The organism is Crocosphaera chwakensis CCY0110 (assembly GCF_000169335.1).
GTDB lineage: Bacteria > Cyanobacteriota > Cyanobacteriia > Cyanobacteriales > Microcystaceae > Crocosphaera > Crocosphaera chwakensis.
The window spans coordinates 59112-77934 of sequence record NZ_AAXW01000015.1 but is presented as its reverse complement, the minus strand read 5'-3'; the positions used below and the strand labels follow the sequence as shown (position 1 = coordinate 77934).

The window sequence follows — 18823 nt, the reverse complement described above, 5'->3', positions numbered from 1 at the left end:
GTTACCTGAAAGACTCGAAATAGAGGGGTAGAGATAATTCTGCCTCTCTCGAAACTTTTTTCAACGCTTCAACAATCACTTTAGAATCTGCATCGGGTAAATGAGCATTTTCGCTAATGTGTCGTTTCCACGCTTTTGTCCCTGGAATACCTGAAAAAATAGCTAATAAATGTCGACTAATTTTATGGAGTTTATGGCCACGACTTACCCAATCATCGATATAAGGTAACATTTTTTCGATAATTTCATGGCGAGTCAACTGAATTATCTTGTCCTGATAAATATCTCGATCAACGGTGGCGAATAAATAGGGATTATCATAAGCAGCGCGGCCAATCATCACAGCATCAACTAATTCTAAATGATTTCGCACTTGTTCAAGATTGGTAATTCCTCCATTTATCTCAATAAAAAGGTGAGGAAATTCTTGTTTAAGACGATAAACCGCTTCGTATCTTAAAGGGGGAATATTACGGTTTTCTTTGGGACTTAAGCCTTTTAACCAAGCTTTTCTTGCGTGTACGGTAAAGCGTTGACATCCTGCGTCAGAAACCACCTTTACAAATTGTGCCATGTTTTCATAACTATCTTGGTCATCGATACCAATTCGGTGCTTAACGGTAACAGGAATAGTAACGGCTTTTTGCATCTTCTCAACACATTGGGCTACCAAGTCAGGGTTAGCCATTAAGCAGGCCCCAAAATGTCCACTTTGAACGCGATCGCTCGGACAGCCGACATTCAAATTAACTTCATCATAACCCCAATCTTCGGCAATGATTGCACATTCCGCTAATTCGTGGGGTTTATCGCCTCCCAGTTGCAAGGATAGGGGTTTTTCTTCTGGAGAAAAGTCCAATAATTTTGAGCGATCGCCGTGTTTAATGGCCGCAGTGACAATCATTTCTGTATAAAGTAAGGTATGGCGGGTTATCTGTCGCATAAAGTAGCGAAAATGGCGATCAGTATAATCCATCATCGGTGCTACACTTAAGGGGTTCATTGAATTCGTTTGATTATCATTCATTATTCGTCTGACCAATAACTGGTAACTGGTCACTACTTTAATAGTTTACTATTATGAGTTTATTCGTTGGCGATCGCATTTTGGTTCCGATTGATTTTTCTCAAGATTCTTTTAATGCTCTTGATAAAACTTTAAATTTCATTAAAGATCCAAATAAAATAACGGTTATTAATATTTTGTTGCCTTTAGAATCTGTTGATCCGGGTGTTATTTGGTCAACCTTAAATGATGATACTCGTCAGAGTAATGTTAAGAATGCTTTTTATGAACGTTATCCTAAATCTTTAGTTGATAACTTAAATTTAGTGGTAAAAATAGGCAATCCTAGCCTAGAAATTGTTGATTATGCTAAAAAAAATAACATTGATCTAATTGTCATTGCTTCTCATGGACGCACTGGTTTAAATCGTTTTTTATTGGGTTCAGTGACAGAAAAAGTTGTCCGTTTAGCTCAATGTCCTGTGTTAGTTTGGCGTGATTATCATCACGATGGAGATATTACTTAAAAGTTATAAAATTCGAGGGTAAATCAAACAGATAATACCCTCGAAAATTCAACACATTTTTAAGTTGTAAATTTAGCCACCGCGCATGGTTCCTGCGTTGTTTTCTCGGTTACCAATAGGATCGCTAGTGTCTTTTTCTGTGCCGACAATATTTCCACGATCAGCCATAGAATTTCCCTTAGATACCCAATTGCCATTCTCGTCTTGTTGATAGCGATTATTGACTGAATTCCAAGCTACCTTAGTCGCATTTTCTTCGTCGAGACCGTCTTCAAAACTAGCATTATAAGCGGTCATGAATAGTTGCTGTCCATACTCAGGCAATTTATCCGTAATTTCTGCTGGTAATTCTTCTAAGCGTGCGTATGTCATAATTCAAATTTCCTTCTAACTATTTCTTATGCTTGTTTGATTTTATTAAAGCAAAAAATCCATCAATACAAATCATTCTTTGGTTCCATTTAGTTAACTAAGTTCAATTCAATAAATTAATTCAACTATGTCTAAAGACTTAAATTTAGCAATACTCACATCTTGCACCAAGAAAAGTTGATATGAGGAGCGATGCTTGAAAGCCTTATCTGATGGGGATGGGCATAAGTTCTCTAAATTAAGAATAGGTAGAAGGGTTTAATAGTATTAAACCCCTACGTTAGAATTTATGATGATTTTTTAGGTAAGAATTTTTCGGTAGTCATTTTAATCACAATATACAGAATAGGCACTACAAATAAACTTAAGAAAGACGCTACTAACATTCCTCCAAAAACCGCCGTTCCTAAAGACTGACGACTTCCTGAACCGGCACCGGTTGCTACTACTAAGGGAAAAATTCCTAATAAAGTAGAAACGGCAGTCATTAAAATGGGTCTTAAGCGTTCTTGTGCTGCTTCTATCGTTGCTTTAACTAAAGGTAAACCCTCATCTCTTAATTGGTTCGCAAACTCCACAATTAAAATCGCATTTTTACTAGCTAAACCAATTAACATGACTAAACCAATTTGACAATAAACATCGTTAGCAAATCCCCTTAATAATTGTGCCGTTAATGCTCCTAAAATAGCCAAAGGAACCGCCAAAATAATAATAAAAGGATCGATATAGTTTTCGTATTGTGCAGCTAAGACTAAGAACACGAATAACAACCCTAAACCAAAAATAACAGGTGCAAGACCGGCTGAGTCAAGTTCTTCAAGGGAAGTCCCAGACCATTCATAACCAAACCCTGGGGGAAGCACTTGTTCTGAGACAGTTTCCATCGCTTCTAGAGCGGTTCCCGAACCCACCCCCGGCGCTGGACTGCCATTAATTTCTACGGAACGATAAAGGTTGTAATGACTAATGGTTTGGGCCCCAGTGGTGGAGGTTAGGGTCACTAAATTAGATAAGGGAACCATTTGATCGGTTTGAGATCGCACATATAATTGATTAATATCTTGAGGATCAGCACGAAATTCCTGATCTGCTTGCACATAAACCCGATAGGTGCGCTGTTGTAACGTAAAATCGTTCACATAGCGAGATCCTAAAGCCGTTTGGAGAGTGCTAAAAATATCGTCGATGGAAACTTGTAATGCTTGGGCTTTATTACGGTTGACTTCAATGACAAATTGAGGGGTATCGGCCGAAAAGCGACTAAATGCCTGACCAATAGCAGGATTTTGGTTAGCGGGACCTAATAATTGACCCATTACCTGCACTAACTTATTAATATCTTCGCTTCCCTGTTGATCTTGCAATTGATAAACAAAACCCCCAAAGTTGCTTAAACCCCGAATAGCTGGAGGGTTAACCGGAAAAATATTCGCTTCCGGTATTTGACTAAATTTACCCCATAGTTTACCAATAATCGCTTGCGCCGAATGTTGAGGACCGGGACGTTCTTTAAAGGGTTTGAGAGGGCTAAAAATTACCCCTTGGTTGGCACTACTACCCCCAAACGCGAACCCACCCACTGCAAAAGTAGCTTGAACGTCAGGTTCTTCTAAAATAACGTTTTCTACCTGTCGCATCACCTCGCTGGTATATTGCAAAGAAACCCCTTGAGGAGCTTGAATAATGGTGATGAAATAGCCTTGGTCTTCTTCTGGGGTAAAAGCAGTGGGAACCTTGGTATATAGCCATGCTGTAACCAATAATAAGACCACGAAGACACCCACTACCACCAGACGCAGATTAGAGAGGGTATGAAGCGATCGCCGATATTGTGCTTTTACCCAATCTAAAAAGTGGTTAAATTGATTAAAAATAGTTCCTAAAAAGCCGGGTAATTGTTGTCCCTTTTCTAATAATAAAGCGCATAAAGAAGGTGTTAGCGTTAAGGCTAAAAAGGTAGAAATAACAATAGAAAAAGCAATTGTTAAAGCAAATTGTCGATATAAAGCACCTGTAGTTCCTGGAAAAAATGCTACCGGAATAAACACTGCCATTAACACTAAAGAAGTGGCAATAACTGCCGATGACAGTTCTCCCATGGCCTTGCTTGCTGCTGCTTGAGGGGACATATCTTCATCTTCTATGTAGCGGTTAATTTGTTCAACAACAATGATGGCATCATCTACGACCATCCCGGTTGCTAGGGTTAAACCAAAGAGAGTTAAACTATTAATTGAAAAATCAAACAGTTTAATAAAGGCAAATGTTCCAACTAGGGCTAAAGGAATAGTTAAAGCAGGAATTAAGGTAGTTCTCCAATTTTGTAAAAAGATTAAAATAACAATAATAACTAATCCTACCGCCATGATAAGAGTTTTGACCACTTCTGATAAAGATTCTTCTACAAATTGAGTGGTATCAAAAGCAACTACATATTGTAAATCAGGGGGAAAAAATTCCGAAAGGCGATCCATTTCTTGCTCAACTTTTTTGGCCACTTCTAACGCATTTGATCCTGTTCGTTGGTAGATTCCCATCCCAACCGCTTCTTGTCCTCGAAACCTAAGAAAAGAACTATAATCTTCCGCCCCTAATTCTGCCCTTCCTACATCTTTAAAGTAAACTAAACCACCATTTTCATCAGTTTTTAATAAGAGATTTTCAAACTCTTTAGGCTCTTTTAATTGACTAATTGCCCGTAAATCAAACTGAAATTGTTGACCTTCTGGTGCTGGTTCTGCCCCAATTTTTCCGGCACCCACTTGTAAATTTTGTTCTGATAAAGCATTAACCACATCTTGAGTTGTCAACCCTCGACTGGCTAGTTTATTGGGGTCTAACCAAAGACGCATAGCATAACGACGCTCCCCAAAAATGCGGACATTTCCTACCCCATCAAGACGTTTTAAGGCATCTACTAAATATTGATCAGCGTAGTTACTCAAAAAGACATTATCATACCGATTGTTATCACTATATAAGCCAATTCCTAACAGTAAACTATCGGATTGTCTGCTGACTTGAACTCCAGTTCTTTGTACTGCATCGGGTAACTGCGATTGCACGACAGATACTTGATTTTGTACGTCAACAGCAGCTAAATCGGGGTCTCTCGAAGAATCGAAGGTAACCGTAATACTACTGGTTCCACTATTACTGCTACTTGAACTAATATATTTAAGTCCTTCAACGCCATTAATTTGTCGTTCTAAAATATTAGTCACAGCATTTTCTACTACTTCCGCACTCGCACCATTATAAGTCGATTCAACTTGAACCCTAGTCGGAGCAATTTCAGGAAACTGATCCAGAGGCAAATTAAATAAACTAATTAATCCTACTAATAAAATTAGTAAGGCACACACAGAGGAAAAAACGGGGCGTTTAATGAAAAAATCAACAAAATTCATTACCTAAACCTTCTGATTATTGATAATTTTGGTAAGGACTTAATAATATTAAGCACCTACGGAGTTTTAACTTCTGCAATAGGCGCACCGTCTTTTAACTGTAAAATGCCAGCAGTGACTATTTTTTCTCCTGGCTGCAATCCACTAATTACTTGATAGTTATTACCTTGAATTTCCCCTAATTCCACCTGTCTTTGTTCTGCAATTAATTCGGCTGCATTTTCTTGGTTCGATTCATTGGGTTGAGCGACAAACACAAAGGTTTGCCCTCCTAAGCGAGACACTGCTGTAGTTGGAACTAATAAGCCTTGGCCTTGTTGCCAGATGATTCTAGCTTGAATAAATTGACGGTTTAATAAAGAGCGATTATTACCTTCAAAAGTCGCTTTTGCTAACACTAATTGAGAGTCAGCAGTGACATTAGGAGAAATAAAACTAATATTTCCTGTGGCGATCGCTTTTCCTTGGTTATCAAGAATTTGTACTGGTAAACCCAACCGTAAGCGGGAAGCATCTTCTAAGGGAATGGATAAATTGAGTTCTAAAAGATTATTTTGGGTTAAGGTGGTTAAGGTATCCCCTTGATCCACATAGTCCCCTGCTTCTACAGGAATATCTCCCACAATGCCAGAAATAGGAGCAACAATACGGGTTTTACTGACATTCACTTCGGCGGTACGCACTTGAGCGATGGCTTCTGCTACATCGGCTCTTGCTTGAGCGATAACTTCTTGACGAGGGCCAGTTTGTAATCTTCGCAGGTTTTGTTCTTCCCTTTCGACGGCAGCTTGTAGCTCATCAACATTAGTGAGACGACTCTTTTTCAATTGGGATAAACGGCGTTGAGCCTGTTCTAACTCAGCAGAGGCACTACGAGCTTCTGTAACGTATTCTTGATATTCGTCGGTGGAAATAGCCCCTTCTTGTTCGAGGTTTTCGTAACGGCCTACCCGTTGCTTCGCTAACTCCGCACTAGCTTGGGCTGAATTAACTTGAGCTTGAGCTTGAGCAATTTCTTCTAGACTACCACCGGTCTGAGCATTGTTTAAACGAGCTTTAGCCTCCCGTAAACGAGCTTTAGCCTCTTGTATATCTTCGACACGGTTTCCAGCTTCTAATTCGGCTAAACGGGCTTTTCTGCTAGCCAGTTGTGCTTGAGCTTCTAATAATTCCGCTTGCCAATCATTGTTATCGAGTTGGACCATTAATTGTCCCTTGCCGACGCGATCGCCGTCTTGAACTAAAATTTCGTTAATACGGCCTTGAATTTCTGGCCTTAGTATTACTGAGTCTTGGGCTTCGAGGGTTCCCACCACCTCGGAAACTGTTTTGACAACCCCAGGCTGAAGGGTATCTAATTTAACGGATGTAGGGGGAGTTTGTTGGGCTAATGCTGATGATGATTGATTTTTACTCTGGTGAGTCAACCACCAAGTTACACCAGATCCCGTAGCGGTTATTAAAATTAAAATGCCCAAAACAAGTGGCAAACGCCCTATCTGGGTCTTTTTTTCTTTTTTTTCGGACATTTTGTTAACTTTCCTGTTAGAATTTTCCTTAGAAGACAGAAGTTGTTCTGTGTCAAACATTGATCCTCAGTTTCAATTTTGTCTTTTTTTTTACTTTGTTGTCTTTATATTTCTTAATATAACAATGATTGAAACCCTTATACGTGGTTGACTCCTAAAAGCAGTTTTCATTTGCATACATTAAACATTAAAATGCGAATACTCCCTACACTCACTTAACTGAAATTTTGATACACTCGATTGAAACCTGCTGTAAAGACTCCCCGTGATTTCCTATTACCTATAATATTGATAAAAATTAACCCTTAACCAGAATGTCTAAAATGACGGCTAAAGTCCCTGTTTCTGTCCTCATTCCCGCTTTGAATGAAGAACTTAATTTACCTGCTTGTTTAGAAAGTGTTGCTAGAGCGGATGAAATCTTTGTAGTTGACTCTCAAAGTAGCGATCGCTCTATCGAGATCAGTAAGCAATATGGAGCCAATGTGGTTCAATTTCATTTTAATGGACGTTGGCCGAAAAAGAAAAATTGGTCTTTAGAGAATTTACCTTTTCGCAATGAATGGGTTTTAATTGTTGATTGTGATGAACGTATTACTCCTGAATTATGGGACGAAATAGAACAAGCTATTAAAGACAAAAATTTCAATGGCTATTATCTTAATCGTAAAGTCTTTTTCTTAGGTAAATGGATTCGTTACGGTGGTAAATATCCCGACTGGAATTTACGTTTATTTCGCCACAAATTAGGACGTTATGAAAACTTAAATACAGAAGACATTCCTAATACGGGAGATAATGAAGTTCATGAACACGTTATTTTACAAGGAAATGTAGGCTATCTTAAAGAAGATATGCTGCATATTGATTTCCGTGATATTTATCATTGGTTGCAAAGACATAACCGTTATTCTAATTGGGAAGCCAGAGTATATTATAACTTATTAGCAGGACAAGATGATAATGGAACTATTGGGGCTAACCTGTTTGGAGATGCAGTGCAAAGAAAAAGATTTCTCAAAAAGATATGGGTAAGACTTCCTTTTAAACCCTTATTGAGATTTGTGTTATTCTATTTTATTCGTTTAGGTTTTTTAGATGGCCAGGCTGGTTATATTTATGGTCGTTTGCTCAGTCAATACGAGTATCAAATCGGGGTAAAACTTTATGAATTACGACAATTTGGCGGACAATTAAATGTTAATACTAATCCTCAAATGACTGATTCAAAAACAAACTCAGAACCGGTAAAAGTTAAGTTATAAAATAATGGAATTAGAGTCTAATTCTGCTCCCATTACTGATGATCAACCTTGGGTTGATTTAAGTCAGTATAACCAATCTTGGTATGATCGGGGTCGTCCTGGCTGGTATGTCCTACTATGGTGGTTGATACAATCGGTTGCCTTTCCCTTAAGTTTACACAATGCTAATGGCTTTCGTTGTTCGCTATTGCGTCGTTTTGGAGCTACCATTGGCAAAAGAGTTATTATTCGTCCGACAGCCCGTTTTACCTATCCTTGGAAGGTTAGCATTGGGGACTATAGTTGGATTGGGGATGATGTGGTTTTTTATAGTTTAGAAGCGATAAAAATTGGGTCTCATAGTGTTATTTCTCAGAAGTGTTATTTATGTACAGGAAGCCACGATTTTAAAGATAAAACCTTTAATTTAATGGTTAAACCTATTGTCATTGGTAACGGGGTTTGGATAGCGACCGATTGTTTTATTGCCCCTGGGGTTGAGATTGGTTCTAATGCCGTTATTGGGGCTAGAAGCAGCGTTTTTAAGGATATTCCTGTTGCTATGGTAGCTTTTGGAAGTCCTTGCAAAGTTCATTATTCTAGAAATATGAACCCATGAAAATCGCCCATTATCATCAAGGAAATTTGACCGATAAAAGTCAACTAAATAAAGGTCGTTTATTCACGATTTATCTATCCTCCAAGGACAAAAGAGCTTTAAATCTGTAACCAATGACTAATAGCACCGGGAACAGGGAGTAAAATAAGTATCAATAAAACCAAAGAAAATAAACCAACAAAATCCCGTATATCATCTAATTCTGTCACATCATTAAGAGCGGGTTGATCCATAATCGGCATTAAAAATAATAAAATTGCCCAAATCAAAAATTCTGGACGAATCATGGCTAAAACTAACATAAAAATGCGAGTAACTTGACCGACAATAACTGCAGTTTTCTGCCCGAACATAGCATGAACAATATGACCCCCATCTAACTGGCCGACAGGAATTAAATTCAGTGCTGTGACTATTAATCCGATATAACCAGCCACTGCTAAAGGATGAAGATGAAGGGCTTTTCCTGCCATGAAACTACTCCCTAAAACCACTTTAACTAAAATAGCAAATAGGAAAGAAAATCGAGGATCGAGAGCTTCAACGTTCAGTAAAGAAGCATTTTCAGCCGTCGGCATCGGCACAATTTCTGATAGAGAAATTCCCCATAATAAAAGAGGAAGGGTAACAATAAAACCCCCTAATGGACCGGCAACTCCCACATCAAATAAAGCTTTGCGATGGGGAACAGGAGATTTCATTTGAATAAATGCACCAAAGGTTCCCAAGAAAAAAGGAATCGGAATAAAATAGGGTAATGTCGTGGCAATTTTGTAGCGAACAGCCGTCAAATAATGGCTAAATTCGTGAACGCCTAAAATCGTAATTAAACCTAAACTGTAGGGTAATCCTTGTAATAAGACACTGGGATCATTATTGATAGTTTCTGTAGCAACTCCTGCGATGGAAATCGTTCCTACAAGGGTTGTGGTTAATAGGGTTAATAATAGTAATCCTAGGGCAAATAAGGGTCGTTTTAATTTTTCTTCGCTTTTATTATTGTCAGTTTCACTTTTTGACCAGGGATTAGGAACTAAAGCAAAAAAGGGCTTTCCTTGTAATCCTTCTTGGAAGAGAATTAAGAAGCGATCGCCAAATACTTGTTCAATATTTTTTTTAATAGAATTATAGGCTTTTTCTGGGGCTGTGCGTAGTTTTCCTCGGCAGAGAATGGCTTGAGGACGATAATCTAAATTTTGTAAATAATAGACTCCCCAAGGAAAACAATCCCGTAAGGATTTTTCTTCTGTTGCTGTGATAGGACGAACTTTTTCAGTTTCTTGAGTTGGTTTTTCTAACGCTTGAAGTTGGGGAGGTGAGTCTTGAGTAATTTCTTTAGGTTGGTCGGAAGATGGAATTCTCCCTAGTCCAATTAACCAGAAATAGATAGGGAGACAAATGGCCAGAGGGATAATGATCCAAAGAGGAGGAATCGGTTTATCTTCTCCATTTATTTCATACCATGTTGTCCAGACGACCGCCGGCATCATCATCACTAACCAGATAATCCAAATAGGTGTGCGAGTAATGGGAGCAACGGTTTTTTTAACGAGATAGTATGTAATTGCGCCTAAAATAATTAATAGTAACCACATATTGACAGTTGAACTTGTATTAAGGATGGTTCTTCCTAGGGATAATTAACCAATTGAGGAATAATAAAGGGGTAGCATCTATTTTCTATTGTAGAGAAGTTGTCACCATAAATGAATTTAAACACCATTAAAAGTCCGAAACCTCCCCGTATGTTATTAGAAGGTTTATTTTCCTTTGCTCCAAACCGAGAGATTTTAGGGGGAACCTCTTATTTCATTGTAGAAAAGTCTGGTAACATCTTGATCGATTGTCCTGCTTACCACGATGATTATCTTCAGTTTATCCAAGAACTGGGAGGAGTCAAAGGTCTGTTTGTGACCCATCGTGGGGGTATTAGTCCTTCTCTAAAATTATGGCAGAAGGCGTTAGACTGTGACATTATTATCCAAGAACAAGAAGCTTATCTTTTACCTACCATACCAGTTAAGTCTTTTGAAAGGGAAATGGCGATCGCTCAAACCCTAACGGCTTTATGGACTCCTGGTCATTCTACGGGGTCATCCTGTCTTTACTGGCAACAACATGGGGGGGTATTATTCACCGGACGACATCTACTTCCTGAGAAAAATGGAAATCCCGTTCCCCTGAAATTAGAGAAAACTTTTCATTGGGGCCGTCAACTGCAAAGTGTTGCTTATTTATGCGATCGGTTTTCCCCTGATACGCTTCATTATATCTGCCCTGGAGCTAATACAGGTTTCCTACGAGGGAAAGGGTTCATTGATCATGCCTATGAACGACTTTCTCAAGTTGGCTAAATGATGTTTTTGTTCTATTTTTGAAATTTTTTAATATTTTTTGATAAACTGTAACATATAGAAATATTTTTCTCATAAAAGCGTTAGGAGAGCAAATTCCAATGGCAGGATTTTTTGGATTATTTAGCGGACGTAAAGCAAAATTTGTTGATGAACCCGATAACACATCAGCCCAACCCCAGAAAAAAGAAGCATTTTTCTTAGATAATGATTCAGCAAAAAGCCTAGGTGACACGGAGTTTATGCGTAAACCCATCACGATTAGACGTACCTTTGCTAAAGGGGGTGAACTGGTTCAAGATATCTCTTCTTTAGAAAAGAAAAAAGCAGGAACAAACAACACAAGTCCTTCTAATCAAGGGAATAAGACTACTACCTCTTCAGGAACAGCCTCTATTAATACAGAACGTCGTAAAGCTGATAGTAGCATGGATATGTTCCGTAACATGGCTCGTAGTATGAAGAAATAAATCTTCTCATTTTTTTAAAAAAACTTAGCTTGAAATCTGCTCAGGGCTTAATATTATTAAGCCCTTTTTTTTATCAAAAAAATTAGATCGTTACTTCAAATAGACCATTTATAGCGTAAATCAACTAAGAATTTGGTCTAAGTCTTCTTATGTTTAGCTTTTTTGTCCCAATGCCTGTTATCATTGTATGATAATTCATTGGTCTAGTTCTAAAGCGTCTTCACTTGAATCGCAACTTATGCTATGGCTGCTAATTTTAGCAGTGCATTAGTGATGGCTTATTAACTTATAATCTCCTAACCAGCTTTACCTCAACTGTTTTGTAAAGACTACCGAGGGTTATAGATTCAGTATTTCAATGTTTTTGTGTGTAAACTTTAACGTTATACATGAAGTTATACACTGCGATAACACTATTTTGTTAATTTTGATTTTAAATGAGAATAGAGACACCTTACTCATTTGAATTCATTCAAATAACTCTAGTATTAATTAAAAGTTTCCTAACTATAGACAAATGCTTAGTGATGTTAAGTTTCTGTTAACAATTGAACACTAGGCATCTGAAACACCATTTATGTTCATTATTAGACGATTCCAAAAAAATGAATGTTAACAACAATACCCTAAATAAGCAAGAACCTTGGCAGAAAATATTAGACACTCTTGAAACAATTTACCCAACCAAAGCATTAGGGTTGGACTTAGCTAAGACGTTTGAAATCTTAGAGTGTCAATTTGGAGATGAAATTAATACCTTTCCTAAAGGTTCTGAAAATAATAGACACAATCAAGACATTGAGCAAAATGTTTATATTGTTTGTCAAGGTCAAGTTAGGTTAGTCAGTTTTCAGAAAACTAAACAGAGAAATGTCTCAATTCAATTACTCCAAGAAGGGGACATTTTTGGGGGAGATGGGTTAGGTGATCAGAGGAATTGGCCTTATAGTGCGATCGCTGTGGGTTCAGTCCCTGTGCAGGTGGCTAAAATTTCATCTGTTCAACTACAATCCTATTTAGAAAAGCTACCAGAACTGAAAAACCATCTAACTACTATTGCCCAACAAAGACAAACCTTAATCTTTTTTAAGCTCTTTACTAACCTAGGAAGCCTTTCGAGTCTCAGACTACAACAACTATTACCTTATATCCACCATCAACGAATTCAAGCAGGAGAAAACCTGGCATCCTGGGTAAGACAACAACCCAGTCGCTTGTGGTTGTGTCAAGGAGTTATTAAAAATGTTGGCCTAGAAATAGGTCATTCATTTGGGTATCCTGAAACCATTCCTTCAACTTGGGTGGCTCAAACTGATCTTGAAGTCTATCAAATTCTCCAACAGGACTGGGATACTGTTAGGGCGATCGCCCCTAGCTTACCCTCGTCATCGAAGACTTCCTCAAAGATCCCAACCCCCACGGTTACAAAAAAATCAGCTCAACCTGTTCCTCCTGCAACTGCTTCTATTCCTGAGCCACTCCCTATTCCTCCCAACCCAGAATCATCAACGGTTGAATTTCCCAAACCCTTAAAAAAGCGCAAAGGATTATGGCAAAACTACCCCTTTATTGAACAACAGAGTTCAGCCGACTGTGGTGCCACCTGTTTAGCTATGATTAGTCAATATTGGGGAAAAAGGCTCAATCTCAACTTTTTGCGAGACTTAGCAGGGGTTGGGCGTTCTGGAGCCTCTTTAAAAAATTTGGGGAAGGCTGCTGAAAAATTAGGTTATCAAGCCAGGCCGGTACGAGCTAGTTTAAACCGTTTAATCGAAGAAAAAAATCCTTGGATCGCCCATTGGCAAGGGGATCACTATGTGGTGGTCTATCGAGTCAAAGGCGATCGCCTTCTCATTGCCGATCCAGCCCAGGGCAAACGTCTAATCCCTCGCCAAGAATTTATCGCAGGATGGACAGGCTACGGTTTATTACTCGATCCCACCGAACAGTTAAATCAAGTTCCCACCGAAAAACGTTCTTTGGGAAGATTCGTAAGATTACTCTTACCTTATCGAAACTTAGGCATACAGATTATTCTAGCCTCTTTGCTTATTCAGATTTTTGGCCTAGTCACCCCTTTATTTACCCAGATTATCCTCGATAAAGTGGTGGTTAACAAGAGTCTGACCACTTTAAATGTGTTTGCTCTGGGGGTTCTTTTATTTGGTATTTGGAGTGTTTTATTATCGGGGGTTAGACAGTATCTACTCAGCTATCTATCTAACCGTTTGGACTTGACGATGATTGGTGGTTTCATTAATCATGCCTTACTCCTTCCCCTGAAATTTTTTGAATCTCGTCATGTGGGGGATATCATTACACGGGTCAATGAAAATCAAAAAATCCAGCGATTTTTACTGAATCAGGTGGTGTTAGCCTGGTTAGATTTTTTAATGGGATTCGTCTATTTAGGGTTGATGCTTTATTACAATTGGCAACTGACCCTATTAATTGTGGCCTTAATCCCTCCGATTATGTTGTTAACCCTGGGAGCAACCCCTTTATTGCGGAAAGTTTCGAGGGATGTGTTTAATCGTTCGGCCGAACAAAATTCAGCCTTAGTCGAAACCATTACAGGAGTGGCTACGGTTAAAGCCACCGCAACAGAAAAAGAACTACGCTGGCGTTGGGAAGACCGTTTAACTAATTATCTTAATGCTCGATTTCGCAGTCAAAAATTAGGAATTAACTTACAAGCCGGCAGTGGCTTAATTAACTCCCTTGGCAGTACCGCACTCCTTTGGTATGGGGCGACGTTGGTGATTCAAGATCAACTGACCATTGGTCAATTTGTGGCCTTTAATATGATGATTGGCAAAGTGATCAACCCCGTTCTTTCTTTAGCCAATTTGTGGGATGAATTGCAAGAAGTGTTGATTTCTGTTGAACGACTCAATGATATTTTTGACAGCCAACCCGAAGAAATACCCGGTCAACCCAGGTTGCAGTTACCCCCCTTGAAAGGGCATATCAAATTTGATAACGTTACCTTTCGGTATAATCCTGACGAGGAACGCAACACCTTACAGAATATTTCCTTTGAAGTGCAGCCAGGACAAACCATTGCCATTGTAGGGCGTAGTGGCTCAGGAAAAACCACCTTAGTAAAGTTGCTTCAGGGACTGTATCCCCCAGAGTCAGGAACCATTTACATCGATGAACATGATTTGACCCATATCTCTCCCCAATCCTTACGGAGTCAATTAGGGGTAGTTCCTCAAGAATGTTTTTTATTCTCTGGGACAATTTTTGAGAATATTACCCTATACCGCCCTGAATTTACTTTAGAACAAGTGGTAAAGGCAGCCCAACTAGCAGAAGCCCACGCTTTCATCCAGAGTATGCCATTAGGATACAACACCAAGGTTGGGGAACGGGGAATGAATCTGTCAGGGGGGCAACGACAGCGTATTGCCATTGCCCGTGCTTTATTAGGAAAACCCCCGATTCTTATTTTAGATGAGGCAACCAGTTCTCTTGATACCGAATCGGAACGCAGATTTCAAGCAAACCTCAGTCGTCTTTCCCGCGATCGCACCACGTTTATTATTGCTCATCGTCTTTCAACAGTTCGCAACGCTGATTGCATCCTTGTCTTAGATAAGGGAATTTTAGTTGAACACGGAACCCATGAAGCGTTAATGGCAGATCCAGGCATTTATGCTCATTTAGCGGAGCAACAACTCAATCTTTAACTTTTCTTGGAGGTAAGCAGAAGAGCAAGGAGCAGGGAGAGGGATTTTCTGCTTTCTCCCCCGCCTCCAAAAGCATCCACAGGGATTTCATTGCTAACTTGCATACTTCCACGTTAACTAACCTTGTGTAATACCAAATCCGATTGAGATACCCCCTTTTAAAATTAATAGCTTAAAGCTTTAAAACCCTTCTGCCTCCTGCTCTCTGCCTTCTGCCTCTTCTAGAAGATAAGATAGGTTTGAGAACCGGATTTGGTATAACATTTGTATCCTTGCCTATCTTAATCGAGTAGTCTATCTATGACCTACCGAGTTTCCTATCACTTTTCTCCTCACCAAAGCTGATGAAAAAAATTACAACAATTCCTAAAACACTACAAATTGTAATTACACCGTTAATAACAGTTAGCTCAATAATAGTAGTCTTACCAAGTTATGCTGCCACTTTTGCCAGTATTGCCCAAATCGACTTAGTGCTTAATGAATTTAATCAATTTCCTCTCGGAGTAGGTGTTATCAATGATGTTAACGCTATTGCTATTGCTGACGAAGGATTTGCTCAAAATCAAATTGACAGGAACACAATTTTTTTTGCTGAAGATAACATAGTATTCGCCAATGGGAATTTACGAACCATCAGCTTTGGTACAGGTTCGGAATACATTGTGAAAACTGATCTATCGTCGATTTTATTCGGTCGATTTCCTATCCCTGCAGGTAATTGGTTTGAGTTTAGGGCAGAAGGTTCTCTATATTCAGATACTTTTGTAGAAACTTGGCCAGTGGGGAATGCCAGTACCTTTGGTCGTATGTCCTTAACTGTTTTTGATCGTGGGAACCAACGTAGTTGGCCACTGGTTAACCTTGTCAGTATTATCAATACAAATCAAGATCCCAAATTAAATCGGGATTTTTTTCAGGCTTATATCAGTCCTAATTTTGGTTTAATGAATTATGATCAACAAGTCTTATTTACACAAGGCAATCAAGAAACTACTCGCGTTAATTTTACAGGAGTATTTCAGCAATTCTTTGAAGAAGAAACAGAATTGGATTTAGTTGTAGTGATTGAATCTTGTACTGCTGGTTCTAATGAGGTGGAGAGGTGTCGAACGGTACCTGAACCATCAAACCAATTAGCCTTAATCTTCTTGGTGTTCTTTAAGAGTATTTGGGGTTTGTTCTCCAGAATTATGAAGCAAATAATTCAATTCACTCGATAGCCATTGGTCAAACATTTTGTTGATAATTTGTTCATAAATTTCTTCGGTTAATTGGGCTTTAATAAATCTTTCAACCATGATAATATGATAGCCTTGTTCAGTTTTGAATGGAGGAATCACCTCCCCTGGATTAGCTGCAAATATCACGGGTGAAAGTTCTGGCTTCATATTAAAACGATAAACTTTTCCTTCATAACCACACTGTAATCGGCGTTTTTCATCAATATCATAGAGATGAGCTGCTTGATAGAAGCTCATCTCCTCTTCTTCTATTTGATAGAAAATTTCTAAAGCCAATTTTTCATAAGGCACGATAATTTGGTAAAGCAAAACTTGATCGAAATTAAACCAACTTTGTTGAAATGTCTTTTCAACTTCTTTATCGAAAAGGTTTTGAGCTAGTTTTTTACGCAATAAAGTGTCTTGAATCCCCGCTTCCCAGTCATCAGGAGTAATCAGTTCCCCATTTAACCAAGCGAGAGTATCAACGGCTTTTTCCAGTCGTTTTTCACGGCGGATGTTATCAGCTTCTGCTTGAATTTCTTCTTCTGTAATGGTTAGGTCTCTTTGCTGAGATGCTTGTTCAATGATCCTTTGTTGAAGAATTTGTTGGCAAATTTCTTTGAATTTTAGATTCTTTTTTAGATAGTCAATAACCTCTTCAACGTCTATTAATGTGGTGGAATTAGTCATCATAATGTAATTGAATAATATTTCCCTCACTTGATTGTATAAAACTTGATACAACCTAAGGATGTCTCAACAAACTGACTCGGAAGAAATTGATCGAGTAAAGAGTAGAAAGGGTAACGGGGGAGAGAGTAAAAGCTCCGTCTCAAAAAGCCTCTGATCTCCCCATACCTACTATCCTTCACCCCCTGAAAAATCAAGGGACTATCAAACTAAGTCGACAATGAAGAGCATCCCCCTATGGATAGATCGATGAAAAAGTAGTAGGATTCTCAAGCATGGTGCAAGGATGCTCTTGTTGACTAGGGTAGTTCATCCCTCATTTAATCATTTAAAATGAGAATAGCCCTGAATCTGAGGATACTCCCGTATCTATCTCGATTGTAATGTTCTTACCAAGGGCTAGGGCAATAGCAGCACCAAACCCTGCCCCTGCTTCACCTGATAAGTCACCAATGATAGATGATTGGCTAAAATCAAACGCTACACGAAAGAAGCCAGAACTAGGATTACTAAAACTAAAACTACCTCTAATTTCTTCATTTTCGAGGATTCCTTCCTCGTGAAAATCTAAGTCTGTGATTCTTAATTGACTCATTAAATTACTCCTTGAAACTCAGTAATAGGACTGAAAAAATTAGGGTGTTATTGCAACAGTATAGGTAAATGACCAAGTAAACACTCGATTACTTGCTTCTGCTTTAGCCGAAGCAAAAGCCTCTATACCAATAAAACCACCTTGAATGGTTGGATGGGATTTTCTAACATTTTCTAGATGTTCTAGATCAGCAATTTTCATAATTGTCTCCTTTGAATGCGACATAAACGATAAACAAATAGAATTAACCGAATGAAAATTGGATTAAGCTAAATTTTCCAGAAGAAATGCGAGAAGTTCCTACAGAAGTTGATAAATACTCTTGTTGAATATCAGCAGCAGAGCCAACTCCTCCTAATGTCAAGTAATCAACATTATTCATATTGAAGGAAAAACCAACCCCTGTATTTAGCGCACTATCTAGTAAGGTTGAAGTTAGTTGTGAGGTAGCTACTAGACGCTCAAAAAATGCTCCTTCAATATTCTCTACTTCAGAAACGGAATTGATATGATCTAAATCGGTAATAATCATTGCTTTAAGTTCCTTAAAAAAAGTTGGTTAATTCAAGTTATTCTTCTGGCAATACAACTGAACAATTTTTCAATGTATTGGTCGTTTTACAACTTAGTAGAATAACTTTGTCTGTGATTTTAAAGATACATCCAAAAAAGAAAAGAGTGTTGCCACAATGGCAATAATTATTCCTCATGACAACACTTTAAGATTTCAATATTTTAAAAGTTTTGAGAGTTCCTCGATTCTTTTAATTACTCCGAGATTGAAGCAATAGATGAAGATGAACTTGAAACAAAACCTTCTGCAACTTGTTCTGTCGTTTGACTAAAATTTAAGAGTTCTGTCTTAGCAGATCGAATCCCATTGGCTCTAGCACCAAAAGAAACTGTAGATAACAAAACTCGTTTACCATCTAGAAACTTGTCTTCTGAGAACATCTGAGTGGGAATAAATTCCCTAAAACTTCCCAAAAGTTCAATATTTTGATCAAGTTGCTCTTCATAGTCCAAATTAGTAATAATCATTGGTCATCTCCTTTTTACTACAAGCCTAAACAACTGAAGACA

The 18823-nt window shown here is 38.4% G+C and carries 17 protein-coding genes; 7 read left to right on the top strand and 10 right to left on the bottom strand.

Going from position 1 to position 18823, the window contains the following annotated elements; genetic code table 11:
* Position 1: 1 nt before the first annotated feature.
* Positions 2 to 1027 carry a tRNA dihydrouridine(20/20a) synthase DusA gene (gene dusA, locus CY0110_RS11825; RefSeq protein WP_008275670.1) on the bottom strand — a complete coding sequence of 342 codons (1026 nt, stop codon included), beginning with the start codon at positions 1025 to 1027 and terminating at the stop codon, positions 2 to 4.
* A gap of 53 nt (positions 1028 to 1080) precedes the next feature.
* Between dusA and CY0110_RS11820 the strand changes: the two genes are divergently transcribed.
* The gene (locus CY0110_RS11820; protein WP_008275669.1) at positions 1081 to 1533 is read left to right on the top strand and encodes a universal stress protein; all 453 of its coding nucleotides are present in this window, start codon (positions 1081 to 1083) and stop codon (positions 1531 to 1533) included.
* Between the two features lie 72 nt (positions 1534 to 1605).
* On the opposite strand, the gene CY0110_RS28580 is transcribed toward CY0110_RS11820, so the two are convergent.
* From CY0110_RS28580 to CY0110_RS11805, 3 genes are all read right to left on the bottom strand, one after another.
* A complete protein-coding gene (locus CY0110_RS28580) occupies positions 1606 to 1905 on the bottom strand; it encodes a ChaB family protein (protein WP_008275668.1) in 300 nt (99 codons plus the stop codon).
* A 287-nt stretch (positions 1906 to 2192) separates the two neighbouring features.
* Positions 2193 to 5318 (bottom strand): efflux RND transporter permease subunit, encoded by a 3126-nt coding sequence (locus CY0110_RS11810; RefSeq protein WP_008275667.1) that lies wholly within the window; start codon positions 5316 to 5318, stop codon positions 2193 to 2195.
* 56 nt (positions 5319 to 5374) lie between these two features.
* On the bottom strand, positions 5375 to 6847 hold the full coding sequence (locus tag CY0110_RS11805; RefSeq protein WP_008275666.1) for an efflux RND transporter periplasmic adaptor subunit: 1473 nt from the start codon (positions 6845 to 6847) through the stop codon (positions 5375 to 5377).
* 314 nt (positions 6848 to 7161) lie between these two features.
* Here CY0110_RS11805 and CY0110_RS11800 point away from each other — a divergent pair, with 314 nt between their 5' ends.
* Both CY0110_RS11800 and hpsU read left to right on the top strand, forming a co-directional pair.
* Positions 7162 to 8112 (top strand): glycosyltransferase family 2 protein, encoded by a 951-nt coding sequence (locus tag CY0110_RS11800; RefSeq protein ID WP_008275665.1) that lies wholly within the window; start codon positions 7162 to 7164, stop codon positions 8110 to 8112.
* 4 nt (positions 8113 to 8116) lie between these two features.
* Positions 8117 to 8710, top strand: a complete 594-nt coding sequence (gene hpsU / locus CY0110_RS11795; RefSeq protein ID WP_008275664.1) for a hormogonium polysaccharide biosynthesis acetyltransferase HpsU — start codon at positions 8117 to 8119, stop codon at positions 8708 to 8710.
* Between the two features lie 98 nt (positions 8711 to 8808).
* Here the strand turns inward: hpsU and CY0110_RS11790 are convergent, their stop codons facing one another.
* Positions 8809 to 10305: a site-2 protease family protein gene (locus CY0110_RS11790; protein ID WP_008275662.1), complete on the bottom strand. Its 1497-nt coding sequence runs from the start codon at positions 10303 to 10305 to the stop codon at positions 8809 to 8811.
* Positions 10306 to 10416: 111 nt separating this feature from the next.
* Between CY0110_RS11790 and CY0110_RS11785 the strand changes: the two genes are divergently transcribed.
* The 4 genes from CY0110_RS11785 to CY0110_RS11770 all read left to right on the top strand — a co-directional run bounded on the left by CY0110_RS11785 (position 10417) and on the right by CY0110_RS11770 (position 16452).
* The gene (locus CY0110_RS11785; protein ID WP_008275661.1) at positions 10417 to 11064 is read left to right on the top strand and encodes an MBL fold metallo-hydrolase; all 648 of its coding nucleotides are present in this window, start codon (positions 10417 to 10419) and stop codon (positions 11062 to 11064) included.
* Positions 11065 to 11165: 101 nt separating this feature from the next.
* Positions 11166 to 11534, top strand: coding sequence for a hypothetical protein (locus tag CY0110_RS11780; protein ID WP_008275660.1), 369 nt, complete (start codon positions 11166 to 11168; stop codon positions 11532 to 11534).
* Between the two features lie 605 nt (positions 11535 to 12139).
* Positions 12140 to 15229, top strand: coding sequence for a peptidase domain-containing ABC transporter (locus CY0110_RS11775; RefSeq protein WP_008275659.1), 3090 nt, complete (start codon positions 12140 to 12142; stop codon positions 15227 to 15229).
* Positions 15230 to 15573: 344 nt separating this feature from the next.
* On the top strand, positions 15574 to 16452 hold the full coding sequence (locus CY0110_RS11770; protein ID WP_035799241.1) for a hypothetical protein: 879 nt from the start codon (positions 15574 to 15576) through the stop codon (positions 16450 to 16452).
* Here CY0110_RS11770 and CY0110_RS11765 read toward each other — a convergent pair.
* The 5 genes from CY0110_RS11765 to CY0110_RS11750 form a co-directional block, all read right to left on the bottom strand.
* Entirely contained in the window at positions 16372 to 17145 is a 774-nt protein-coding gene (locus CY0110_RS11765) for a peptidylprolyl isomerase (protein WP_008275657.1), read from the bottom strand. The genes CY0110_RS11770 and CY0110_RS11765 overlap by 81 nt on opposite strands.
* A 328-nt stretch (positions 17146 to 17473) precedes the next feature.
* A complete protein-coding gene (locus tag CY0110_RS11760) occupies positions 17474 to 17740 on the bottom strand; it encodes a hypothetical protein (RefSeq protein WP_008275656.1) in 267 nt (88 codons plus the stop codon).
* 39 nt (positions 17741 to 17779) lie between these two features.
* Positions 17780 to 17941: a hypothetical protein gene (locus CY0110_RS30410; RefSeq protein ID WP_008275655.1), complete on the bottom strand. Its 162-nt coding sequence runs from the start codon at positions 17939 to 17941 to the stop codon at positions 17780 to 17782.
* A 43-nt stretch (positions 17942 to 17984) separates the two neighbouring features.
* Positions 17985 to 18272, bottom strand: a complete 288-nt coding sequence (locus tag CY0110_RS11755; RefSeq protein WP_008275654.1) for a hypothetical protein — start codon at positions 18270 to 18272, stop codon at positions 17985 to 17987.
* A 236-nt stretch (positions 18273 to 18508) separates the two neighbouring features.
* Entirely contained in the window at positions 18509 to 18781 is a 273-nt protein-coding gene (locus CY0110_RS11750; RefSeq protein ID WP_008275653.1) for a hypothetical protein, read from the bottom strand.
* Positions 18782 to 18823: the final 42 nt, after the last annotated feature.